Source organism: Streptomyces jumonjinensis, assembly GCF_009600885.1.
GTDB lineage: Bacteria > Actinomycetota > Actinomycetes > Streptomycetales > Streptomycetaceae > Streptomyces > Streptomyces jumonjinensis.
Map to the genome: position 1 here is coordinate 36,947 of NZ_VCLA01000002.1, position 23,934 is coordinate 60,880.

Consider the following 23,934-nt stretch of genomic DNA (forward strand, 5'->3'; position numbering starts at 1 on the left):
GGCGTACGGACCCGGGCGCGAGCCGAACACGAAGAGGAACCATGCCGAACCACCTTTCCGAGGACCCGGCGACCGGAGTGCACCAGCTGGTCGCGCGGCACGCCCGGGGCCCGCACGCCGACACCATCGCCGTGGTCCACGGCGCCCGCGAGGTCAGCTACCGCCGGCTCGCCGGGATGGCGGAGCGGGTGACCGCCGCGCTGCGGCGGGCGGGCGTACGGCAGGGCGACTTCGTCGGGGTACGCATGGCACGCGGCCCCGCGGCGATGGCGGCCATGCTCGGGATCATGCGGGCGGGCGCGGCCTATGTACCGATCGATCCGGCCGACCCGGCCGAGCGGATCCGCCATGTGATCGACACCGCCGGCATCTCCCTGGTCGTCGCCGACCGTACGACCCTGCCGAACCCGGCTACCGCGCTCCTCGCCCTCGACGAGGAGTGCCGGCCGCTACCGGGTGCGGACCGCAGGGCCGGCGAGCCCGCGCCGGACGAGCCCACGCCGTACGGCACCGAAGCGGACGCCACCGCGCCGCACGGCACCGCACCGGACCTCCGTGACACCGCCGCGTACGCGATCTTCACCTCCGGCTCGACCGGGGTCCCCAAGGGCGCCGTGATGACCCACTCGGCCCTGCTCAACCTGCTGCACTGGCACCACCGCACCCGGCCGGACAGCTGCGGTATGCGCACCGCCCAACTCTGCGCCGTGAGCTTCGACTTCTCCTTCCACGAGATCTTCTCCACCCTCTGCTTCGGCGGAACGCTCGTCGTCGCCGACGACGAGGTGCGGCGCAATCCGTACGCCCTCGTCGAATTCCTCCGCAAGGAGCGCGTCGAGCGGCTCTTCCTGCCGGTACCACTGCTGGAACAGCTGGCACGGGCGGCTGCGGAGGCGCCGGAAGGGCCCGATCTGCGCGAGGTCGTCACCACGGGCGAGCAGCTGCGGATCGGCCCCCACATCCGGAGGTTCTTCTCCCGCACGGACGCGCGCCTGCACAACCACTACGGCGCGACGGAGTTCCAGGACGCCACCTCCCACACGCTGGACGGCGATCCCGGCGACTGGCCCGCGACCGCCCCGATCGGGCGGCCCATCGACGGAGTACGGGTCCACATCCTCGACCGGAACCTTCAGGAAGTCCCCGAAGGCGCGGAGGGCGAACTCTGCGTCGCGGGCGCAGGAGTGTCGCCGGGCTATCTCGGCAGGCCCGATCTGACCGCCCGGAAGTTCGTGGACGATCCGTTCGGCGACGGCCGGCTCTACCGGACCGGAGATCTGGGCCGTCGTCTGGCGGACGGCACGATCGAACATCTCGGCCGGATCGATACGCAGATCAAGGCCCACGGCGTACGCGTCGAGGCGGGCGAGATCGAGACGCTGCTGCTGGAACACCCCGGTGTCGAGGCGGCGGTGGTGGTCGCCCACGAGATCGACGGCCACCGCCGCCTGGTGGCTCATATCGTTCCCGGTCCGTCCCTCGGATCCGAGGGGGCCGCCCGGGTGCTGCACGCGTTCCTCGCCCCGAAGCTGCCCCCGCTCATGCTCCCCGAGGCGTACAGCCTGCTGTCCGCGCTGCCCCTCACCACGAGCGGCAAGACCGACCGCGCGCGGCTGCTGCCGCCCAGCACCTTCGCGCGGCTGTCGGCACGGGCCACGGCCGCGGCCCGTACCGGCACCGAGCGGCTCCTCGCCGAGGTGTGGCGCACCGTGCTGCGGCTCGACGAGATATCCGTCGACGACCGGTTCTTCGACCTCGGCGGCACATCCCTGATGCTGGTCGCCGTGCGTACGGAACTCGTCCGCGCGCTGGGCCGCGATGTGCCCATGACGGACCTGCTGCGCCATCCGACGATCAGGGCCTACGCGGCCCACCTCGACCGGGACGGCGACGCGGCGGGCGAGGGCGTGCCGCGGACCGGCGCCGAGCCCCGGCGGCGGCGCCCGAGCGGCGGCGCCGGTGACATCGCGATCATCGGGATGGCGGGACGCTTCCCCGGCGCCCGCGACATCGAGACCTTCTGGAACAACCTCCTCCAGGGCGTGGAGTCGGCGGGCAGGCTGCCCGGCACCGGCGAGGGGCAGCGCGACCGCGGCATCGCCGAGCACCCCGACTTCGTGCCGGCGGGAGCGGTGCTCGCGGACATCGACCGGTTCGACGCGCCGTTCTTCGGCATCGGCGCCAGGGAGGCCGAACTCCTCGACCCGCAGCAGCGGCTCTTCCTGGAGTGCGCCTGGGAGGCGCTGGAGAACGCGGGGCACGCTCCGGGCGACGAACGGGACGGGCGGGCCGGGGTCTTCGCCGGCGGCGGTATGAGCACCTACCTGCTCAACAACCTGCTCCCGCACTTCGGCTACGGGCGGTCCAAGGCCCTGACCGAGTCCGACCTGGAACAGTTCCAGCTCCAGCTCGGCAACGACGGCGGCTACCTCGCCACCCGGGTGTCGTACGCCCTGGACCTGCGCGGTCCGAGCATGAGTGTCCAGACGGCGTGCTCGACCTCCCTGGTCGCCGTCCATCTGGCCTGCCGGAGTCTGCTGGAAGGGGAGAGCGATCTCGCGCTGGCCGGCGGGGTGCACATCGTGGTGCCGCAGGAGGCCGGCTACCTCTACGAAGAGGGCATGATCATGTCCGCCGACGGCCGTACGAGGACCTTCGACGCCGATGCGACGGGGACCCTCTTCGGCAACGGCTGCGGCATCGTCGTACTGAAACGGCTCGACGACGCCGTCCAGGACAACGACCGGATCATCGCCGTCGTGAAGGGCTCGGCCGTCAACAACGACGGCGCCGACAAGGCCGGCTTCACCGCGCCGAGTCCGGCGCGTCAGGCCGAGGTCGTCCGGGACGCGCTGGAGGCGGCCGGGGTCGATCCCCTGGACGTGGGGTACATCGAGGCGCACGGCACCGGGACCGCCCTGGGCGACCCGATCGAAATGGCCGCCCTCACCGAGGTGTTCGGATCAGGAGCGGACGGGGCCGGCACCCGCGCCATCGGTTCGGCCGGCGCCCGCGCCATCGGTTCGGCCGGCGCCCGCGCCATCGGCTCGGTGAAGAGCAACATCGGGCATCTGGACGAGGCGGCCGGAATCGCCGGCCTCATCAAGGCGGCGCTCTGCGTCGAGCGCGGCACGCTCGTGCCCAGCCTGCACTTCGCCACGCCCAACCCCGAGATCGACTTCGACCGCTCCCCCTTCCGGGTCAGCACCGGCACCGCGCCGTGGACCACCGATGGACGTCCGCGCACGGCCGGTGTCACCGCGCTCGGTGTGGGCGGAACCAATGCCCATGTGGTGCTCCAGGAAGCTCCCCCGCGGACGGAGGCCGCCCCGGCGCCGCCCCACCAGCAGGATCCGCGGGTCCTCGCGCTCAGCGCCCGCACCGAACAGGCCCTGGCCGACCTCGTCCGCCGTTACGCCGACTTCCTCGGCTCGGCCCCGGACCCGGCCCGCTTCGCCGACATCTGTTTCACGGCCGGCGCCGGCCGCCGCCACTTCCCGCACCGCCGCGCCGTGGTCGCCGCGACCGCGGCGGGGGCCCGGGAGAAGCTCCTGGCGGAGGGCGGCGGAGGTCCGGCCCCCGCACCCGGCCTGCTCGCGTTCCTCTTCGCGGGCCAGGGGTCCCAGTACGCGGGCATGGGCCGGGAGCTGTACCAGCGGCAGCCCGTGTTCAAAGCCGCCCTGGACCGGTGCGCCGACCTGCTCGGAGCGCGCTTCGGCGTGCCCCCGCGCTCCGTGCTCCCCACCGCGCCGGACGAGCCGTCCCCCATCGACGAGACCAGCCACGCGCAGCCCGCGCTGTTCGCCTTCGAGTACGCGCTCGCGAAACTGTGGGAGTCATGGGGGGTACGCCCCGACGTCATGCTCGGACACAGCCTCGGGGAGTACGTCGCGGCGTGCCTCGCCGGAGTGTTCTCCCTGGAGGACGCGCTGACCCTGGTGTACACCCGCAGCCGGCTCATGCGGGATCGCACCGAGGCGGGAACCATGGTCACGGTCTTCGCCGACGAGGCGACCGTCTCTCCGCTGCTCCGGCCGGCCACATCCATCGCCGCGGTCAACGGCCCCCGTTCCACGGTGATCTCGGGCCGCACCGGCGAGATCGAGGAGATCTGCGCCCGGCTGACCGCCCAGGGCATCGGACACCGCAAGCTCAAGATCTCCGTCGCCTGCCACTCGCCCCTGATGCGACCGGCCCTCGCCGAATTCGAGGCCGTCGCCCGGACCGTCACCTACCACGAGCCCCGTACGGCGATCATCTCCACGGTGACCGGCAAGGACATCGGTCCGGACATCGCCGACGCGCGCTACTGGGTCGAACAGATGATCAGGCCCGTGCGCTTCCACGACGCGGCCACGGCCTTGAGCGGGCTCGGTGTCCACACCCTGCTGGAGATCGCCCCGAAGCCGACGCTGCTGCAACTCACCGAAGAGCTCTTCGACGAGCCCGGTACGGCACTCGTCCCCAGCACGCGCCCGGACCACCCGTGGACCCAGCTCCTCGACGCGGTCCGCCGCCTCTACGAGAACGGCGTCGACCTCGACTGGCACGCGGTCACCGCGGACCCGGCCCTGCGGCGGGTGCCTCTTCCCACCTATCCGTGGCAGCGCGAGCGGTACTGGATCGCCGCCCCCGGCCCGGCGACACCGGTCGCGGGGCCGAGCACGGCCCCGCTCCTGGGAAGCCGGCTCGACCTCGCGGACGAGGGGGGCGTCCGCTTCGACTCCCTCGCCGGCGTGAGCACCCTGCCGTGGTTGCGCGATCACCGGGTCTTCGGCTCCCTGGTACTGCCCGGCGTCGCCTATCTGGAGATGGCGTTCGCCGCGGCCCGCGAGGTCTTCGGGCCGGTCCCCGCCGAGCTGGCGGATTTCCACATCCACCACGCCATGGCCTTCCCGGACGACAGCGCCCTGCGCCAGACGCAGATCGCCCTCAAACCGGAGGAGGAGGGGGGCTACACCTTCGAGGTCCACTCCCGCCCCGCGGCCACGGGCGAGGAGGCCCCGCGCGCCCGCCACAGCTGGACGCTGCACGCCTCCGGCAGCCTGACGGCCGCCGCTCCCGGCGCCACCCGGCCGTACGGACCCGACCGCCTCGACCGGGAGCGGAACGCGCTGGACGGCCATGAGCTGCGGCCGGACGAGATCTACCAGCGCGAACGCGAACGCCAGATCGACCTCGGGCCGCTGTTCCAGGTCACCGAGCAGCTCTGGCAGCACGGCCCGAACGCCCTGTCGAAGGTACGCCTCGGCCCGGAGCTGCGCTCCGAGGCGGCTCGCCACCGGGCGCATCCGGTGCTCATCGAGGCGTGCTTCCTCGCGCTGACCGTGACGTACCCGGAGAAGCTGGGCCGCAGGACGTACGTACCGCTCGGTGCGGACCGCGTACGCATCGGGGACATCGCCGCGGGAACCGAGGCATGGTGCCACGCACGGCTCCGTCCCACCGATGAAGAGGACCCGGAGGTGCTCCGTGCCGACATCGACCTGATCGCGCCGGACGGTGCCCTGGTCCTGGCCCTGGACGGTGTCCTGCTCAAGCGTGCCGCGCGGGAGGCGATGATCCCGGCACGGCGCGAGAGCTGGCGGGGATGGCTCTACTCGACCCGTTGGGCCCCCAGCGCGCTGCCGGAACCGGCGGCCGTGCCGGACTCCCGGTGGCTGGTGATCGACGACGGCCCACTGGGCCGGGAGCTCGCCGCCTTCGCCCGGGTCCACGGAGTCGGCTGCGAGGTCGTCGACGGCTACGGGGAGGACGTGGACCTCGCACCGTACGACCTGGTCGCCGTCTGCCGTGGCGGCAACGGGGGCACGGACGACGCCGGCGCCGAGGCCGTGGCGGAAGCCGGACGCATGCTCCGGCTCACCCAGCGGCTGGCCATGCTCGACGCCGCCGCGCCGCGGCTCTGCCTGGTCTCCAGCGGCGCCCAGCCCGTGGCCGGGCGCCCTGTCACCTGGCCCGCGGGCGCCGGGCTGTGGGGCCTGGGGCGGGTGACCGCGGGCGAACACCCGGAACTGTGCATCACCCAGATCGACCTCGACCCCGACACCGGCGCCCGGAGCCGAGCAGCCCTGCTGTACGCGGAACTCGCCCTGCTCAGCGGCGTGACCCAGCAGCCCGAGCAGCACCGGGTCGGCTACGAGGGCCACCGCAGGCACGTGGAGGTGCTCACCCGCGCGGAACCGGCCGGCACACCGGCCGGCACACCGGGCGCCGCCCTGCCGGCCGAGCACCCGGTACGCCCTGACGCCACCTACCTGATCACCGGTGGGCTCGGCGGGCTCGGCCTGGAGGCGGCGCGGCTGCTGCACGACTCGGGAGCGCGCCATCTGGCGCTGCTCGGACGGACCCCTCCCGGGGAGGAGGCGGGCCGGCTGATCGAGCGACTGCGCGCCGGTGGCACCACCGTGGCGGCGTTCACCGCCGACGTCGCGGACCTGGACGCGCTGTCGGAGGTGTTCGCGCACATCGACGCCGACCCCGCTCTCCCGCCGCTGGGCGGGGTGCTGCATCTGGCCGGCGTCCTGGACGACGGGGTCCTGCTGCTCCAGTCGCCGGAGCGGTTGGCACAGGTGATGGCGCCCAAGGCGCTGGGGGCGTGGCATCTGCACACCCTGACGGCCGGCCGGCCGCTGGACTTCTTCGCCCTGTTCTCCTCGGCGTCGTCACTGCTCGGCACTCCGGGGCAGGCCACCTACGCGGCGGCGAACGCGTTCCTCGACGGCCTGGCCTCCCATCGGCGGGGCCTGGGACTGCCCGGGCTCGCGATCCAGTGGGGATCGTGGGGGGAGACGGGTATGAGCGCGCGGGCGGGCCTGAACGCCGTCCTCGTCGGCAAGGGCGAACACGTGATTCCGACCTCCGACGGCCTGGCCGCCCTGGCGCTGCTGCTCCGGGGCGGGAGCCCCGATCCCGTCGTCGCCGTACTGCCGGCCGACTGGAACCGGTTCGAGGACCGCAACGCGCCCTCACTGCGCGGCCTCCTGGCCGACATGCCGGGCGGCAGGCGTGCCGGAGCCGATGACGACGCCGGTGACGCCGATGACAGCGTGCGGGCCATGCTCGAAGGGTCTTCGCCGGAGATCCGCCGGGCCCTCCTGCTCTCCCACGTACGGGACCAGGTGGGGCGCGTGCTCGGGGACGGCGCCGGCGGTCTGACGGACGATCACGATCTCTTCGCCCACGGCCTGGATTCGCTCAGGGCCATCGAACTGAGAAGTCGTATACAGCGGACTTTCGAATGCAAGGTGCCACCGTCGATAGTTTTCGACAATCCGACCGTCGTCGCCCTGTCGGACCGGCTGTTCGACATGGTGAGCAGTGGGGGAGATGCGCGGTGACGAAACTGGTGTGCCTCCATCACGCGGGCGGAAACGCCTCCTTGTTCCGTCCTTGGGGCCGGCACGCGCCGGCCGGTCTGGAAGTCGTGCCGGTCACCATTCCGGTATGCCGGGAATCGGGCCGCAGACTTCACCGCAGTACCGAGGATCTGATTCCGGCGCTCGCCGCCGAAATCGAACCGCACACACATGGGGATTTCGTGTTGTTCGGGAAGAGTATGGGCGGGCTCCTCGCCTATCTCCTCGCCCGGCACTTCGAGCAGTGCGGCGAACGGCGGCCCAAAGCCCTGGCGGTCGCCGCCTTCGGCGCCCCGCACATGCCGTGGGGCGGATTCGTGGCCGAGGGCGCCGAGGGTGCTGAGGACGACGAAGACGCGCTCCTGGCCCGCCTGCGGTCCATCGGCGGCATCCCCGACTGGCTGGTCCAGCATCCTGCCTGGGTCAGGCCCTTTCTCGGCCTGTTGCGGGACGACACGCGCATGTGCGCCGAGTACCGCCATCAACCGCAGGGGCGCCCGCTGTCCGTACCGGTCAGAGTCTTCGCCGGCGATCACGATCCGCTGGTCCCCAGGGACGCATTCGCCGGATGGAAGGAGCTCGGGGACGACGTGGACGTACGTTTCATCCCCGGCGGGCATTACCTGGTGTCGCAAGATTTCGGCCTGCTCAGGCAGGCGATTTTCAGCCTCTCCCTGTGCGATCCATCCCCGGCATGTAAAATCCCGGCCGTCAACTGACAAGCTGTGCAAGCTGGTTCAACCCGGGCCTCCGGATATGGCGGGCAAAGGAAGGGGCGATCGATCGTGTCGACAAGTCTGAAGAGGGTTCTCGGGATTGCCCTCGCCGCGGCAGGCGTGGTGCTCCTCGTCGCCTTCCCGGATACCAGGTTCATCTGGTTCGAGGGCAGGCCCGTCGGTATTGCGCTGATCCTCTTCGGAGGTCTTGAATTCCTGGAGAGCTATCGGCGTACCAAGCCCCGGGGAATTGTTGAGGAATTGCGCAGTGACTTCGGCCTGAAGTCTTCGGAAGAGCGCCGCCGGGACGAGGACCGCCGACGGTACGAGGACCGGGGCCGGTACGACGACCGGGGCCGGGGCGAGGACCGCCGACGGTACGACGACCGAGGCCGGGATGACGACCGCCGACGGTACGACGACCGAGGCCGGGACGAGGACCGCCGCCGGGATGAGGACGGCAGGCAGCGCTGGGACCTGCGCGATGACTGACCGCAGCAACGCAAGCAAGGAAACGGACGTGAAAGCGATGCCCCGGCTGGACCAGAGTGACGCGGCGAGGGCGCGAGGGGCCAACCTGTTCCTCGTCGCCACCGGCACACTCTCCACCGCCCACCTGCCGTTCTGGCTCAACTGGCTGTCGGCGAACCGCCCCCGCTACAAGGTGACGGTGGGACTGACCGACTCCGCGGAGCACTTCGTGAGCGCGTCGGCCCTCGCCACGATGACGGGGACCCCGGTCGTCTCCAACACCTGGGAAACGGCTTCCGGCCGACGGGAGCCGGTGCACACCCGGATCGCGGCCGACTACGACGGCATCATCGTCTTCCCCGCGAGCGTCGCCTTCCTGTCGGGGCTGGCATCGGGGGCTGGCACCTCGCCCTTCTTCCTCGCCGCGCTCGGTACCGCCGCTCCCGTGGTGATCGCCCCGTCCTTCCCGCCCGGGGTCGCGCAGAACCCGATCATCGCCGACGTGCTGGCCCGTCTCGCCGGCGTTCCGAACTATCACCTCATCGAGCCCCAGAAGGGCACGAGCCGTTCCACGGGCGCCGAGACCGAGGTGACCGCTCCCCTGTGGGACGCGATCGCCACCTTTGAGGCGGCCACCACCGTGGCGCCGGACACCGAGACCGCAACCGCAACCGCACCTGTGAACGCGTAAAGAGGCCGGGCATGGAGCACTTCTTCTACACCTTCGCCGATCCCGAGTCGTACGACGAGATCGCCCGCTGGAAGGCCGACCCCGGCGACAGCAGGTTCCGGGCGATACGGCGCGGGCTGGTGCCGGTCGTCCACGCCGACGGGTGGCAGTACGCCCAGCACGGCATCTGGACGGCCGCCCGGCCCGGCGGCGTACCCGTCACCGGCCAGGGGTGGAAGATCCACATCTCCGTCACGCCCGACAACTTCGAGGCGCTCCGGGAGAAAGTGTCGGCGTTCTGCTTCGCCCGCGGCGTCCCCTTCAAGTTCCTGGCACGGTACGAGTACGTGTGGCTGGTCAACGCCAAGTACGCGCCCCGGCAGGTCAGCGGTAAGGGACTCGTCCTCTACCCGGCCACCGAGGAGCAGTCCATCGCCCTCTCCGGTGAGCTGGTCGGCCTGCTCGCCGACGCGGAAGGCCCGCGTATCCTCTCCGACCTCCAGATCGACCGGAGCGTCGTCCACGTCCGGTACGGCGCCTACACCCGCCGGTACTGCCGTACCGGCGAAGGCAAGCCGATCCTCGCCCTGGAGCACCCCGACGGCCACCTCGTGCCCGACCGTAGGTCCGTGCCGTTCAAGGCCCCGTCGTTCGTAGTGATCCCGGACGCGTTCAAGCCGGCGGCGCCCATCGCGGACGGCCCGGTTCCGCCGTACCGCATCGACAAGACGCTGCACTTCTCCAACAGTGGCGGTGTCTATCTCGCCACCGACCGGGACACCGGCCGGCGACTGGTGCTCAAGGAGGCCCGGCCCTTCGCCGGATACGACCTGATCGGCGGCGACTCGGTCGCCCGGGCCGTCAAGGAGTACGACGCGATGCGGACCCTCTCCGCACTGCCGGGCATCCCCGAGGCGTACGACCAGTTCAGCTGGCAGTCGCATGTCTTCACCGCGATGGAGTACGTCGACGGGACCACCCTCCAGGAATGGTGCGCCGCCAGGGTTCCCTTCCTCGTCCGCCCCGACCCCTTCGCGCCGCCGACACCCGAGGACATCAGGGGCTACCGCGAAGACATCGACGCCATCCTGGTAAAGGTCCGCCGCGCGATGGACGCGATCTGGGACCGCGGCTACGTCTTCGGGGACCTCCACTCGGGGAATGTGATGGTCACCCCCGACCTCGACATCAAGCTCATCGACCTGGAGACCTGCCTCCCCGAGGACGAGCCCCGGCCGTTCCCCGGAGCGCCCGGCTTCACCGATCTGACCAGGACCGGACGAGCCGCCGACGAGTACGCCCTGTGCATGCTGGAACTCTCCTGCTACATGCCGCTCACCCATCTGATCCGGATGGACGGGACCAAGCTGCGCCAGATCGTCGAGAACTGCCGGACGTGGTACGGCCTGTCCGAGGAGTGGGCGGACCGGATGCTGCGCGCCGCGCGCCGTGCGGACACCGCACTCGACGGCCCGGTGACGCTCGCCTCCAGCCACCTCGACGACTCGCTCGGCTTCGAGACCTGGGCCGCGCAGATCGTGACCGGGCTCCGGGCCACCATGGACCAGGACCGGACCGACCGCCTCTTCCGGGGGGACTACACCGGGTTCTCGCTCTCCCCGGTCTCCCTGGCCACGGGGGCCTCCGGAGTGCTGTGGTCGCTGCTGGGCACAGAAGGATTGGACGTACCCGATCTCACGGAGCGGGTGACCGAGTGGATCGCCGTCCGCGCCCGGGAATCGGCCCACCGGCTCGAACGCGGCCTGTACGACAGCGAGCTGGGCGCCGGCTACGCCCTGTGGAAGGCCGGGCGCCACGACCACGCCCGGTGGCTGGTGGAGACGAGCCTGGCGAAGGACCGCGACGGAATCGGGCTGAGCGTCTTCAGCGGCCTCGCCGGAATCTCCCTGGCCGCGTCCGAGATGGCGTCGGGCCCCGAACCGCTGGTGCCGGAAGGGCTCGCCGAGCAGCTCGGCGCCGAACTCGCCCAGCGGGCACGGGCGTACCTCGACCGCCTGGTGCAGAGCGAACAGCCGGACGTCTCGCACTTCGGCCTGATGCACGGTGTGGCGGGCATCGCCCTGGCCGTCCACCGCCACGGCCTGCGCACCGGGGACACCGCCGCGGTCGACCTCGCCCGGGAACTGCTGGAGTTCGAACTCTCCGGTTATGTCCGGTGCGCGGACGGCTCCCTCCAGTTCAACGAGGCCGGACGCAGAAGCCTTGGCTATCTGGAGGTGGGATCCTGCGGCGCCGCGCTCGTCCTGGCGGAGCTCACCCGCCACGAGGGCTGGACCTCCGCACAGGCATCGGTGGTGGATCTGGTGCGGGCGACCGGTCCTGAACTCATGGTGCAGAGCGGTCTGTTCCGTGGGCGTGCGGGCTTCGTCGCCGGTCTGTCCACACTCGCCCGGAACGGGATCGCCGAAGAGCGGGCCCGCGCGCTGGTCGACCGGCACACGCGGCAACTGGGCCTGCATGAGATCCGGCCACGCGAGGGAGAGCTGCACTTCCCGGGCTCGCGCAACTTCAAGTTGTCGAGCGATCTGCGGACGGGCAGCGCGGGCGTCCTCACCGGTATCGCCTTCGCCTCCGGCCGCCGGGACAGCTGGCTCCCCGGGGTCTTCTAGTGGATGTGCTGGGCCGCATCATTCCGCTGGCCTTGATGGACACCCTGAGCGTGTCCACCCTGGCCATACCGGTCTGGTTCCTGCTGACGCCGCGGGCGCTGCGGATGGCGAACGTCTTCGGCTATCTGCTGATCGTCGCCGTCGGCTATCTGGCGCTGGGCCTTCTGATGCTGAGCGCGCTCTCGGCCGTACGCGAGCCCCTGGGCTCCGCCCTGGACTCGCCCGCCGGGGACATGGCGACGGCGGGGGGCGGCGTGGTGCTCATCCTCATCGGGGTCTGGTACGGCCTGCTGCGGCGCGAGAAGGCGGGGGAAGGGCGCTTCACCCAGTGGCGCGAGTCGGCGGTCGGCGCGTCGGCCACGGCCCGAGGTGTGGTCGCCGTGGCGCTGATGGCCATCGCGCTGGAGATCGTCACGATGTTCCCGTACCTCGCGGCGATCGACGACCTCGGCGGGTCCGGCCTCCCATGGCTCGCGCAAGCCGCCATGCTGGCGCTGTACTGCCTGGTCATGATCGCCCCCGCGGGGCTGATTGCGCTCGGCAGACTCGTCTCCCGACGGGCGGTGCAGCCCGCTCTGCGCCGGATCGACCACTGGCTCAGGGCCAATGCGCGGGAGAACACGGCATGGCTGTTCGCGCTGGTGGGCTTTCTGGTCCTGTCCGGCACCACCGCCTACGAGAAGGCCATGGACCACCTCACCGGGTAGGCCGGCCCTCCACGAGGAACCGATGACACGCGCTCTCGCACACCGCGGCGGCCGGCATCCGGTTCGACCACCGACGAAACACGACCGACAGGTGCTCCGTCCCGCACCGACCGCCCGGACATCGGCAAGGAGAGCGACATTGACCAGGCCACGACGCACCACGAGGCGGGGTCCGGCATGATCCGCACCCCCGTACTGGTCGGCCTCGGCGCCATGGTGCCCCCGCGCGTGGTGGACAACGAAGAGCTGTCGCAGCGGCTCGACACCGACGACCACTGGATCCGCACCCGGACAGGGATCACCCGGCGGCACTGGGCCGGCCCCGGGACCGCCACGGGCGATCTCGCGGTGACCGCGGCGCAGCGCGCCCTGCGTTCCGCCGGCGGCGGCCCGGTCGACATGCTCATCCTGGCCACCAGCACCCCCGACCACCCCATGCCGGCCACCGCCCCGGGCGTCGCCGCACGCCTCGGCCTGGGGCCGATCGCCGCGTTCGACATCTCGGTCGCCTGCGCGGGCTTCGTCTACGCCCTCGCCACCGCCGCCGGCGCCATCGCGGCGGGGATCGCCGAGCGCGTCGTGGTCGTCGGCGCCGACATCTGGTCCACCCGGCTCGACCCGCAGGACCGCACCACGGCGGTCATCTTCGGCGACGGCGCCGGCGCGGTGGTCCTCCGGGCCGGTGAGCCGGATGAGCCGGGTGCGCTGGCCGGCTTCGACCTCGGCGGCGACGGCACGTTCAAGGATCTGGCCCTCGTCCCCGGCGGAGGCTCACGCGGGCGCTCCGAGCCCGACGGCGCGGGCGAGGCGGACGACTACGTCACCATGCACGGCAAGGAGATCTTCACACACGCCGTGCACCGCATGGCGGAGTCCTCGGCACAGCTGCTCAAGAAGATCGGCTGGTCCGCCTCCGACATCGACTGGGTCGCGGCGCACCAGGCCAATGTCAGGATCCTCCACACCGTCGCCGGCCTTCTCAAGGTCGACCGGGCCCGCGTGCTCGTCCACCTCGACCGCGTGGGCAACACATCCGCCGCCTCCATCCCCCTGGCCCTCACCGACGCGGCGGCCGGCGGACGCCTCGCCCCGGGACAGCGCGTCCTCATGACCGCCTTCGGCGGCGGCCTCAGCTGGGGTTCCGCCGCTATGACCTGGCCGCCGATCCAGGTGTCCGACGTCGTCTCCTGACATTCACACCCCCCACGAGAAAGGCACCACACCATGACCGCCGACGCCCTCAAGGAACAGCTCGTCACCCTTCTCACCGACACGCTCGACGTCAAGGGAGACGTCACCCCCGAGACCCCCTTCACGGAGCTCGAACTCGACTCCCTGGTCCTGCTTGAGTTCTCCGTGCTCCTCGGGCAGCACTACAGCGTCGAGATACCCGAGGAGGACCTCCTGGACGCCGGCGACGTCGCCGCCGTCGCCTCTCTCGTCCTCGCGCGGCAGGACTCCGCGACGCCCCGGGTCTGACCACCCCTCATCTGAGAAATGGAGTAGCCGCGATGGAGACGGCAATTTCGGCGGAGGGTCTCCGCAAGCGGTACGGCGACCACCAGGCGCTGACCCGCGTCGACCTCGCCGTACCCGCGGGCACGATCCTCGCCGTCCTCGGCCCCAACGGCGCGGGCAAGACCACCACCGTGCGGATTCTCACCACGCTCCTGGAGCCGGACGAGGGGCGTGCCACCGTGGCCGGCTACGACCTGGCCACCCAGGCGCGCGAAGTGCGCGGCAGCATCGGTCTGGCGGGCCAGTACGCGTCCGTGGACGAGCGGCTCACCGGACGCGAGAACCTCCGGCTGATCGGCGTGCTGCTGCACCTCGGGCGGCGCGGGGCGAAGACCAGGGCCGATGAACTCCTTGAGCAGTTCGGGCTGGTGGCGGCGGCCGACCGGCCGGCGAAGACGTACTCGGGCGGGATGCGCCGCCGTCTCGATCTCGCCGCGAGCCTGGTCGGCCGGCCCCGGGTGCTCTTCCTCGACGAGCCGACCACGGGCCTCGACCTCACCGGCCGGCGGACGCTCTGGGACATGATCCGGAACCAGGTGGCCGAGGGGGTGACCGTGTTGCTGACCACCCAGTATCTGGAGGAAGCCGACCAGCTGGCCGACCGGATCGCGGTCATCGACCGGGGCACCGTGATCGCGGAGGGCACCCCCGACCAGCTCAAGCGGAAGGTCGGGGGCGAGCGGCTGGAGGTGTCGGCGGCCTCCGTCGCCGATCTGGCGGCCGTGGAGCGGACCCTGTCCGGCCTTGCGTCCGGGGAGACGGTGACGAATCAGGAGACCCGTACGGTCTCCATACCGCTGACCGAGGGTATGAGCACGATCGCCGCAGCCGCGAACGGTCTCGAACTGCTCGGGATCGAGCCGGAGGACTTCGCCGTGCGCAGATCGACGCTCGACGACGTGTTCCTCGCCCTGACAGGGCAGCAGGGCACGCCGGAGCCGGAGCCGGAGTCGGAGTCGGAGTCGGAGTCGGAGCCGGGGGCGACCGGGGCCGTCGCCGCGTCCGAGGGGAAGCGGGCGGCATGATCGAAGCGGTCAGCGACTCGTTCGCACTCGTCGGCCGCCGGATGCGGCACATCCGCCGGATGCCGGAACACCTGATCGGCGTCACCGTGATGCCGGTGGCGTCCGTCATCGTCCTCGGCTACCTCTTCGGCAGCGCCATGCAGGCGCCAGGACCGGGCGGCTACGAGGAATACATCATGGCCGGCATCTTCGCGCAGGTGATGCTCACCAACATGACCACCACCGGGGTCGGCGTGGTCAGCGATCTCAACAACGGCCTGGTGGACCGGTTCCGTGTCCTGCCCATCTCCGGTTCCTCCGTCCTGGTGGGGCGGACCGTGGCGGACGGCGTGCTCGTCGCCTGGAGCTGTGCGGTGATGACAGTCGTCGGATACGCCATCGGCTGGCGCGCGCACAACGGCCCGCTCCAGACGCTGGCCGGTTTCGGGCTGCTGCTCCTGATGGGCTTCGCGATGTCCTGGCTCGGCGCTCTGCTGGGGCTCGTGCTGCGCAATGTGGAGACGGTGAGCGCGGTGTCCGGCGTGATCATGATGCCCCTCGCGTTCCTGTCCAACGCGTTCGTGCCCCTGGACGGGCTGCCGGGCTGGTTGCGGGTCCTCGCCGAGTGGAACCCGGTCAGTGCGGTCGTCTCGGCGAGCCGGGACCTGTTCGGCAACGAACGGGGTCCGACCAGCGGGGCGTTCCCCGCGGAGTATCCCCTTCCCACCGCGCTGGCGGTGCTCGTGGCTCTGCTGGCCGTGGTGGTTCCGCTGGCCGGACGGGCGTACCGGAAGGCGTCCGCGCAGCGCTGACGGGGCGGTCCGGGGGTGGCTTCGGCGGGGGCCGGGGCCGCCGGTCTTGACGGGGTGCGGGGGCGTGCATAGCGTCGCGAGACAGGACCAGGAGCGCGCTGGGGAGAGGGGGCGCTGTGGCGTACGGCGGTCGGGGAGACGGTCGTGGCCGGCAGCGGGCCGTGGAGGCGCTCATCGCGCCGGGGGCGCCCTTTGCCGTGGTGCGCGGGGAGGACGGGGAACTGCGTTACGCGGATGGGCCCCGGACGCTCAGAGAGGTCGTCGAGGTCACCTGGGCCTTCGGGGACCACCCGTTTCTCATCGGCGAGAGCGCGAGCTACACCTACCGGGAGTTCTCCGCCGCCGCCTGCGCCCTCGCGCGGCGCTTCGCCGATGAGTACGGGCTGCGGCCCGGGGACCGTGCGGCCATCGCCATGCGGAATCACCCCGAGTGGCAGATCGCCTTCTGGGCCGCCCAGCTCGCCGGGCTCGTCGCCGTACCGCTCAACGCCTGGTGGACCGAGGAGGAGTTGACGTACGCCCTCGACGACTGCACGCCCCGGCTGCTGCTCGTCGACGGGGAACGGCTGCCGCGCGTCAGCGGCTGGTCCCGGCGGGCCCGGGCGCGGGTGATCGTCTTTCATGGAGAGCGGCACGGCGACCGGCACGGCGACCGGGAGGGAGACCGAGGCGGCGACCTGCACGGCGGCCTTGAGCGGTACGAGGACTTCGACGCCCCCGACCCCCTGGGCGTGCCCCCCGCCGTCGACGTACGCCCCGAGGACGACGCCACCGTCATCTACACCTCCGGGACCACCGGCCGGCCCAAAGGCGCCGTCGCCACCCACCACGCGCAGGCGGGGGCCGCCCTGCACCCCCGGTTCCACGCCGCCGTCGCCGCGCTCGCCCGGGGCGGGGTGCCGGGGCAGGGGTCCGCGCCTGTGGCGCTGATGACCTTCCCCTTCTTCCATGTCGCCGCCTTCACCACCCTCTACTCGATGATGGGCGTCGGCGGCACCCTCGTCCTCATGCGGAAATGGGACGCCGAACGGGCTCTCGCGCTGATCGCCGAACACCGGGTCACCCACTACGCGGGCGTCCCCACCACCGCGCTCCAGCTGCTGGACGCCGCCGAGCGGCACGGCGACGGCCTGGCGACCCTCGTCAACCTCGGCACCGGAGGGGCCCCCGCGCCCGCCCGGCTCGTGCGGCGGCTGACCGCCCGCTACGGACGGCGCATCGAGCCCCGGAACGGTTACGGCCTCACCGAGACCAGCGGCGGCGTCCTGGTGAACTCCGGCGAGGAGTACCGCCGCGACCCGGCCGGAGCCGGCCGGCCCGCCCCCGCCGTCGAGGTGCGGATCGCCGACGGCGACGGCCGCCCGCTGCCCGAGGGCGAGACCGGTGAGCTGTGGCTGCGCGGACAGTCCCTCGTACGCGGGTACTGGCGCGATGAGCGGGCCACCGCCGAGGCGTTCCGCGACGGCTGGTTCCGTACCGGCGATCTCGCGGTCGTACGGGACGGCGGCTGCGTCACCATCGTCGACCGGATCAAGGACATGATCCTCCGGGGCGGGGAGAACGTGTACTGCGCCGAGGTCGAGTCCGTGCTCCAGGCGCACCCGGACGTCGCGGACGCCGCCGTGCTCGGTGTGCCGCACCCCCTGCTCGGCGAGGAGGTCGCGGCCGTCGTGCAGCTGCGGGACGGGGTCGACCAGCTGGGGGACGGGGCCGATCAGCCGCGGGACGGGGTCGTACGGCCGCAGGACGGTGCCGACGAGCCGCGGGACGGTGCCGACGAGCCGCGGGACGGTGCCGACGAGCCGCAGGACGGTGCCGACGAGCCGCAGGACGGTGCCGACGAGCCGCGGGACGGTGCCGACGCCACCGCCGAGCGGCTGCGGGAGCACGCCGCCAAGAGCCTCGCCGCCTTCAAGGTGCCCTCCCGTCTGATCCTGGGCGAGGTGCCGCGCAACCCGACCGGGAAGATCCTCAAGCGGGAGCTGAGGGACCGGTTCACCAGCGAGTGACCCGTACCCGGTACTCGCCGCGCTTCTCGCCCACCACCGTGATCTCGATCCCGTTCTTCTCATCGGTGAAGGTCTGGCCCGGCCGGAACGGCGCGTCGGACAGCTCCGCGTGCACATTGGGCCGCCGGGTGCAGCCGCCGCTGTCCTCCTGGCTGTCCAGGACCGTCACCGGGCCCTGTCCGGTGTCCACGCCGCTGTCCACCCGGTAGATCAGTACGCCCGGACGGCAGACCGCCTCGTCATTGCCCGCCCGGGTGCGCACCTCCAGCGCGTACCCCGAGTCCGCGGTCAGCGGCACGATCGTCATCTTCGCCCCGCCCTCCACGGCCAGCGGCGTCAGCCGGTACTCGGCGGTTCCCGGGGCGGAGGCGCAGGCGATCTGCTCCGTGTCCAGCCAGCCGAGCTTCCATTTGTGCCAGCCGAGCAGATCGTTGTTGGCCCCCCAGTCCTCGGACATGATGTCCCAGTGCCCGACCGTGCCGCCGCCCTCGGAGGTGTAGAGGTCGGGCAGGCCGAAGACATGACCGTTCTCGTGCGGCAGCACCCTGAAGCCGGTCTCGGCGTACGATCCCGAGCCGTCGTCCTGGCGGCTGTAGACGAAGGACGCGTTCGCGAGCGGCGTGCCGTCCGCTATCGGCGCGTCCGTGTTTCCGGAGAAGGTCACGGAGAGCACGGTGTCCAGCGCCGAGGGCCCGGCGTTGGGGGTGACGAGCACATTGACCAGGTCGTACGCGCTGAAGTCCACCTGGGGGTCGGCGACCGTGATCAGATCCTCGGCGAGCCTGCGGTATCCCGGCTCATAGGGTGAGCCGCGGTCGATGCCGTACTCCTCGAACGGCAGCGGCATCCGCAGCCAGTCGGCGACGGGCGTGTGCGGCTCATAGCTGAGGCGTCCGTACGAACTGGTGCTGAACCAGTCCGAGGTCTGCGGGAAGAACTCCGCCACCCGGTCCAGCGCCCGCCCCTCGCCCTCCGCGTCCGGGAAGTCGATCATCAGATTGAGGGCGCGTATCGCTCCGGTGGAGCGGGAGTAGCCGGGTGGGGTGGGTATCCCCTCCGACATCTGGATGTCCGTCGCGGCGGGGATGCGGCATGGTCCGACGCCGGTCCGGTCGGCCGTCGCCACCGGTTCCACCGGTCCCGCGGAGGCTCTGGGAGGGCCGGGGAGACGGGCGTCGCCGGTGGCCAGGGCCGTGAACGCGAGCGCCGCGCAGGCGGCCAGCCAGCGGATGCGGCGGGCCCGGCCGGTCTCCCGGCGAGGGCGGGCCGCGCCGGGTATCCGGCGTATCCGGTGGCGCGGATGCTGCATACGGCCGCCCTCGGTCGGTGGCAGCAGGCTGTGCTCCGGCTGCGCCTTGGCTGCGCTCTGTCCGATCAGCCTGGGGCGGATGGGGACGGGGCGCGCGCGGGGTGGGCCGTCCGGGGGATTCCCGACAGGGGGTGGTGAGTGACGCAGGTCACGGAAGGCGGGGAAATAACCGGGGAGTGACTCCCCGTTTGAACCCATGTCCTTGAAACGGGGACTCGGTCCCCGTTTGGGGTCCACACGGTGAGAAGGGGAGTGGAATCGTGAAGCCGACCGGCCTTCGGACGCAGGACGGCACCGCGGTACTCGACATCGGCGGGGGTGGTGGCGGGGGCGATGGCGACACTGCCGGTGTCCACGGCGCCGATGTACGCGACCACGACGGGGGTACGGCCTGTGTCCGCGGTGCCGACGTACGCGACGACGACGGCGGTACGGTCCGCACGCGCCGCGCCCCGGCCGCCGCACCCCGGCCCCGCGCGGACGCCCTGCGCAACCGCGAGCGGATCGTGACCGCCGCGCGCGAGCTGTTCGTGGTGCGCGGGTCCGGTGTGCCGCTGGACGAGGTCGCCCGTCGCGCGGGCGTCGGCAATGCCACGCTCTACCGCCACTTCCCCGACCGTACCGCCCTGATCCACCAGGTCGTTCTCTCCGTGATGTCCCGTATCACCGGACGCGCGGAGGAGGCTGCGGCGGCGGAGGCCGACCCCTTCGAGGCCGTACGCCGCTTCGTTCACGCGGCGGCCGACGAGCGCATCGGGGCCCTGTGCCCGATGCTCTCCGACTCCTTCGACCATGACCATCCCGAGCTGCACGCCGGGCATCACGCCCTGGAGCGGGCCGTGGACGGCCTCATCGAGCGGGCGCAGACGGCGGGGCGGATGCGCTCCGACGTCGCCGTAGGGGATGTGATGGTCGCCCTCACCCAGCTCACCCGGCCGCTCCACGATCACGCGTGCATGGACGTCGACCGCTTCGCCCACCGCCATCTCCAGCTGTTCCTGGACGGACTCGAAGCGCCCGCGCGCTCCGAACTGCCGGGCAGGGCCGTCACTCTGGAGGATCTGCGAGCCCCCATGGCCGACTAGCCCCACGCGCCGCCGGTCCGCAGCCGCCGATGATTCGGCGGCTGCGCGGGCCCGCGGCCCCGACCGGCAGAAGACGCCCGACGACCCGCTGAGAACACCGCCGAGGCGGTGGCGGTGCGCGCCCTCACCGGCCGCGCCGCGGGTCCAGTGCGTCGCCGCATATCCGTTTTGTGAAATTTCCGGTATTTCAAAACCTTAGGTGCCATATCCATGGAAAAGTCACCCGGCATAGCCAACGCCGACCCCAATCGCTGGAAGGCCCTGGTCTTCATCGCCCTGGCCCAGCTGATGGTGGTGCTGGACGCGACGATCGTGAACATCGCGCTCCCCACCGCCCAGCAGGACCTGGGGATCTCCGATGGAAACCGCCAGTGGGTCATCACCGCCTACGCCCTCGCCTTCGGCGGTCTGCTCCTCTTCGGCGGCCGTATCGCCGACCTGTGGGGCCGTAAGCGCACCTTCGTCGTCGGTCTGATCGGCTTCGCCCTGGCCTCCGCCATCGGCGGCGCGGCGACCGGCGAGGCGATGATGCTGGGGGCCCGCGCGCTCCAGGGCGTCTTCGGCGCGCTGCTCGCGCCCGCCGCGCTCTCCCTGCTCGCGGTGATGTTCACCGATGCCAAGGAGCGCGCCAAGGCGTTCGGCATCTACGGTGCGATCGCCGGCGGCGGCGGCGCGGTCGGCCTCCTCCTGGGCGGCTTCCTCACCGAGTATCTGAACTGGCGCTGGACGTTCTACGTCAACATCCCCTTCGCCATCGCCGCCGCGGTCGGCGCGTACTTCGTCATCCGCGAGCCCGGGGGCGCGCGCAACCGCTCGCCGCTCGACATCCCCGGCGTCGTGCTCTCCACGCTGGGTCTGGTGGCCCTGGTGTACGGCTTCACCCGCGCCGAGCACTCGGGCTGGTCGGACGGTCTGACGGTGGGCATGTTCATCGCCTCCGCCGTGCTGCTGGCCGCGTTCGTCGCCACCGAGGCCAAGGTCAAGGCCCCGCTGCTGCCGCTGCGTGTGCTGACCGAGCGCAACCGGGGCGGTGTCTATCTCTCGCTGGGCCTCGCCGTGATCGCGATGTTCGGTCTCTTCCTCTTCCTGACCTTCTACCTTCAGATCGTCCGGGGGTACTCGCCGGTCGAGACCGGCTTCGCCTTCCTGCCGATGACCGTGGGCATGATCGTGGGCTCGACCCAGATCGGCACCCGGCTGATGACCCGCGTTCCGCCGAGGCTGCTGATGGCCCCCGGCTTCCTGGTCGCGGCGGCGGGCATCCTGATGCTGACCCAGCTGGACCTCGACAGCTCGTTCGTCGGTCTGATCATGCCCGCGCAGCTGCTGCTCGGCCTCGGCATGGGCACGGCGTTCATGCCGGCCATGTCGCTCTCCACCTACGGCGTCGACCCGGTCGACTCCGGCGTCGCCTCCGCGATGGTCAACACCTCGCAGCAGGTGGGCGGCGCGATCGGGACCGCGCTGCTGAACACGATCGCGGCCTCGGCGACCACGTCGTACGTCTCCGCGCGGGCCGCGGGCGCGGCCGACCCGAGGCTGCTGGAGCTCCAGGGCATGGTGCACGGATTCACCACGGCGATCTGGTGGGCGGCCGGCATTCTGGTGGTCGCGGCGGCGATCGCGTTCGTGCTCATCAACAGCGGCCGTCCGGACATGGGTTCGTCCGGCGCGTCGGGTGAGGGCGCGGGCGACGAGGTCAAGGTTCCCGTCGTGGCGCACTGACCCGAGGCCATGCTGTCGCTGACGCGGCGGCACGCCGGGGTGGGTCGGGTCGGCGCTCCGCCGTCATGCGCCGACCCGAGGCCGCACAGCGACCTCGCGCCGCACGTGGCCGCCGCTGTAGCCGGGGCCCCGCCCGGATTCCCTCCGGGCGGGGCCCCGCTGTCGTGGGCGGCCCCGCGCCGGGCCCCCCGGGCCTGGGGCCGGGAGCCGTCAGCGCAGCCAGGGCAGATCCGCCCCGGAGCCCTGGGGCTGGAGCCCCTCCGCCATGATCCCCATGATCTCGCCGAGCTGGCGCACCTGCTCCGGGCTGAGCCGGTCGAACATCGCCTGCCGGACCGCCGCCACATGTCCGGGCGCGGCCTTCCGCAGCACCGCGAAGCCCTCTGCCGTCAGCACCGCGTTCTGTCCGCGCTTGTCGGAGGGGCACTCCTCGCGGCGTACCCAGCCCTTCTTCTCCAGCCGGGCGACGGCGTGCGAGAGCCGGGAGCGGGTGATCTTGGCGTCGATGGCCAGCTCGGTCATCCGCTTGCTGTGGTGCGGGGCCTGGGAGAGCTGGACCAGCAGCCCGTAGTAGATATGCGGCATCCCGGCGTCACGCTGGAGCTGGCGGTCGAGATGGTCCTCGAAGAGCGTGGTGGCGTGGAGATACGCGCGCCAGACGCGCTGTTCGTCATCGGTGAGCCAGCGTGGCGCGTGCTCGTCCCCGCCGGGGAGTGCCGTTGTCATACCTCCCACTGTACGACCGCTCCTTGAAAGTTGAACTATGTGGGTTTACTCTGGGGTGTAGCTTGAAGTTTCAAGTAGAAGTTGATGGAGGAGGAGCCATGACCGCCACCCCCGCAGGCACCCGGTCTCCGGCCCCGGGGCGGATGCCCGCCCTCTACCTCTCGCACGGCGCCCCGCCGCTCGCCGACGACCCCCTCTGGCCGGGCGAACTCGCCGCGTGGTCCGCGCGGCTGCCGCGCCCCAAGGCGATCCTGATGGTCTCCGCCCACTGGGAGGAGGCCCCGCTGGCCCTCGGCGCCACCCGGACCATGCCGCTCGTCTACGACTTCTGGGGCTTCCCGGAGCACTACTACACGGTCCGCTACCCGGCCCCCGGTGCGCCGGAGCTCGCCGAGGCGGTACGGAAGGTGCTGCGCGGCCCCGGAACCCCCGTACAGGACATCCCCGACCGGGGACTCGACCACGGCGCGTACGTCCCGCTGGTGGAGATGTACCCGGAAGCCGACATCCCCGTACTCCAGATCTCCCTGCCCACCCTCGACCCGGCGCGGCTCATGGAGATCGGGCGCAGGCTGGCCCCGCTGCGGGACGAGGGCGTGCTGATCGTCGGCAGCGGCTTCTTCACCCACAATCTGGCGGCGCTGCGCCAGAGCGGGATTCCCGGCTGGTCGTCGGAGTTCGACGACTGGGGGCGGCGTGCCCTCGCGGCGGGCGATGTGGACGCGCTGCTGGACTTCGAGCACAAGTCACCGGCCGGGCGGCTGGCCCATCCGCGCACCGAGCACTTCGCTCCGCTCTTCGTCGCTCTGGGGGCGGCCGAGGGCGAGCTCGCGAGCGGGCGGAGCGTGATCGACGGCTTCTGGATGGGGCTGGCGAAGCGCTCCGTGCAGTTCGGCTAGCCGGCGGGCGTGCCCGCGCTGCCGGGGTCGGCCGTGTCCTCGCTCCCAGGCTCCCGGGCGGCCGGGATTCGGCATTTCGGACATCCTGAGCAACCAATAATCGGTGTGGACCGTCTTCAATAGGGAGAGAGCGGCTGGTGGGCCGAGCCGCCCGGGGGAGAGGGCGGCGGAGGGGGCGGCGGTGTCGCATGTGAGGGGCGTCTCACGGACACGGTGGCGGCGGAGCGCCGCGAGGGCTGTCGAACCGGCCGCCGCGCCGGGTCTGACCTGCACCTCTACCGGGTCCCTAGCCAGG

The 23,934-nt window shown here is 71.7% G+C and carries 16 protein-coding genes; 14 read left to right on the forward strand and 2 right to left on the reverse strand.

Annotated features, from left to right (window positions below; genetic code table 11):
• Positions 1-41: 41 nt before the first annotated feature.
• The 11 genes from FF041_RS00185 (at position 42) to FF041_RS00235 (ending at position 17,895) form a co-directional block, all read left to right on the forward strand.
• Complete coding sequence (locus FF041_RS00185; RefSeq protein ID WP_153520456.1) at positions 42-7,340, forward strand: type I polyketide synthase; 7,299 nt, start codon at positions 42-44, stop codon at positions 7,338-7,340.
• A complete protein-coding gene (locus tag FF041_RS00190) occupies positions 7,337-8,077 on the forward strand; it encodes a thioesterase II family protein (protein ID WP_194291877.1) in 741 nt (246 codons plus the stop codon). The genes FF041_RS00185 and FF041_RS00190 overlap by 4 nt, the downstream gene beginning before the upstream one ends.
• A 66-nt stretch (positions 8,078-8,143) precedes the next feature.
• Positions 8,144-8,566, forward strand: coding sequence for a hypothetical protein (locus FF041_RS37650; protein ID WP_194291878.1), 423 nt, complete (start codon positions 8,144-8,146; stop codon positions 8,564-8,566).
• 37 nt (positions 8,567-8,603) lie between these two features.
• Positions 8,604-9,236: a flavoprotein gene (locus FF041_RS00200; RefSeq protein WP_228387934.1), complete on the forward strand. Its 633-nt coding sequence runs from the start codon at positions 8,604-8,606 to the stop codon at positions 9,234-9,236.
• An 11-nt stretch (positions 9,237-9,247) separates the two neighbouring features.
• A complete protein-coding gene (gene lanKC, locus FF041_RS00205) occupies positions 9,248-11,845 on the forward strand; it encodes a class III lanthionine synthetase LanKC (RefSeq protein ID WP_153520459.1) in 2,598 nt (865 codons plus the stop codon).
• 5 nt (positions 11,846-11,850) lie between these two features.
• The gene (locus FF041_RS00210; RefSeq protein WP_323390836.1) at positions 11,851-12,552 is read left to right on the forward strand and encodes a GAP family protein; all 702 of its coding nucleotides are present in this window, start codon (positions 11,851-11,853) and stop codon (positions 12,550-12,552) included.
• A 177-nt stretch (positions 12,553-12,729) separates the two neighbouring features.
• On the forward strand, positions 12,730-13,743 hold the full coding sequence (locus FF041_RS00215; protein ID WP_153520461.1) for a beta-ketoacyl-ACP synthase III: 1,014 nt from the start codon (positions 12,730-12,732) through the stop codon (positions 13,741-13,743).
• A gap of 33 nt (positions 13,744-13,776) precedes the next feature.
• Positions 13,777-14,031: an acyl carrier protein gene (locus FF041_RS00220; RefSeq protein WP_153520462.1), complete on the forward strand. Its 255-nt coding sequence runs from the start codon at positions 13,777-13,779 to the stop codon at positions 14,029-14,031.
• 32 nt (positions 14,032-14,063) lie between these two features.
• Positions 14,064-15,095: an ATP-binding cassette domain-containing protein gene (locus tag FF041_RS00225; RefSeq protein WP_153520463.1), complete on the forward strand. Its 1,032-nt coding sequence runs from the start codon at positions 14,064-14,066 to the stop codon at positions 15,093-15,095.
• Positions 15,092-15,886: an ABC transporter permease gene (locus FF041_RS00230; RefSeq protein WP_153480784.1), complete on the forward strand. Its 795-nt coding sequence runs from the start codon at positions 15,092-15,094 to the stop codon at positions 15,884-15,886. Before FF041_RS00225 ends, FF041_RS00230 begins: the two co-directional genes overlap by 4 nt.
• 116 nt (positions 15,887-16,002) lie before the next feature.
• Complete coding sequence (locus FF041_RS00235) at positions 16,003-17,895, forward strand: class I adenylate-forming enzyme family protein (RefSeq protein ID WP_323390838.1); 1,893 nt, start codon at positions 16,003-16,005, stop codon at positions 17,893-17,895.
• On the opposite strand, the gene FF041_RS00240 is transcribed toward FF041_RS00235, so the two are convergent.
• Positions 17,882-19,204, reverse strand: a complete 1,323-nt coding sequence (locus FF041_RS00240; RefSeq protein WP_153520464.1) for a M6 family metalloprotease domain-containing protein — start codon at positions 19,202-19,204, stop codon at positions 17,882-17,884. The two genes, FF041_RS00235 and FF041_RS00240, sit on opposite strands and share 14 nt — an antisense overlap.
• Positions 19,205-19,689: 485 nt before the next feature.
• Here FF041_RS00240 and FF041_RS00245 point away from each other — a divergent pair, with 485 nt between their 5' ends.
• Positions 19,690-20,289, forward strand: a complete 600-nt coding sequence (locus FF041_RS00245; protein WP_153520476.1) for a TetR/AcrR family transcriptional regulator — start codon at positions 19,690-19,692, stop codon at positions 20,287-20,289.
• Between the two features lie 210 nt (positions 20,290-20,499).
• The gene (locus FF041_RS00250; RefSeq protein WP_153520465.1) at positions 20,500-22,014 is read left to right on the forward strand and encodes an MFS transporter; all 1,515 of its coding nucleotides are present in this window, start codon (positions 20,500-20,502) and stop codon (positions 22,012-22,014) included.
• A 210-nt stretch (positions 22,015-22,224) separates the two neighbouring features.
• Here FF041_RS00250 and FF041_RS00255 read toward each other — a convergent pair whose 3' ends face one another.
• Complete coding sequence (locus FF041_RS00255) at positions 22,225-22,740, reverse strand: MarR family winged helix-turn-helix transcriptional regulator (protein WP_153520466.1); 516 nt, start codon at positions 22,738-22,740, stop codon at positions 22,225-22,227.
• Between the two features lie 98 nt (positions 22,741-22,838).
• Here FF041_RS00255 and FF041_RS00260 point away from each other — a divergent pair, with 98 nt between their 5' ends.
• Positions 22,839-23,639: a dioxygenase family protein gene (locus tag FF041_RS00260; protein WP_228387929.1), complete on the forward strand. Its 801-nt coding sequence runs from the start codon at positions 22,839-22,841 to the stop codon at positions 23,637-23,639.
• Positions 23,640-23,934: the final 295 nt, after the last annotated feature.

Bases quoted from the DNA above. Each gene is read 5' to 3' on its own strand.
- FF041_RS00185 (WP_153520456.1), top strand. From the start codon at position 42: ATGCCGAACCACCTTTCCGAGGACCCGGCGACCGGAGTGCACCAGCTG.
- FF041_RS00200 (WP_228387934.1), top strand. From the start codon at position 8,604: ATGCCCCGGCTGGACCAGAGTGACGCGGCGAGGGCGCGAGGGGCCAAC.
- lanKC (WP_153520459.1), top strand. From the start codon at position 9,248: ATGGAGCACTTCTTCTACACCTTCGCCGATCCCGAGTCGTACGACGAG.
- FF041_RS00215 (WP_153520461.1), top strand. From the start codon at position 12,730: ATGATCCGCACCCCCGTACTGGTCGGCCTCGGCGCCATGGTGCCCCCG.
- FF041_RS00220 (WP_153520462.1), top strand. From the start codon at position 13,777: ATGACCGCCGACGCCCTCAAGGAACAGCTCGTCACCCTTCTCACCGAC.
- FF041_RS00225 (WP_153520463.1), top strand. From the start codon at position 14,064: ATGGAGACGGCAATTTCGGCGGAGGGTCTCCGCAAGCGGTACGGCGAC.
- FF041_RS00230 (WP_153480784.1), top strand. From the start codon at position 15,092: ATGATCGAAGCGGTCAGCGACTCGTTCGCACTCGTCGGCCGCCGGATG.
- FF041_RS00240 (WP_153520464.1), bottom strand. From the start codon at position 19,204: ATGCAGCATCCGCGCCACCGGATACGCCGGATACCCGGCGCGGCCCGC.
- FF041_RS00250 (WP_153520465.1), top strand. From the start codon at position 20,500: ATGGAAAAGTCACCCGGCATAGCCAACGCCGACCCCAATCGCTGGAAG.
- FF041_RS00255 (WP_153520466.1), bottom strand. From the start codon at position 22,740: ATGACAACGGCACTCCCCGGCGGGGACGAGCACGCGCCACGCTGGCTC.
- FF041_RS00260 (WP_228387929.1), top strand. From the start codon at position 22,839: ATGACCGCCACCCCCGCAGGCACCCGGTCTCCGGCCCCGGGGCGGATG.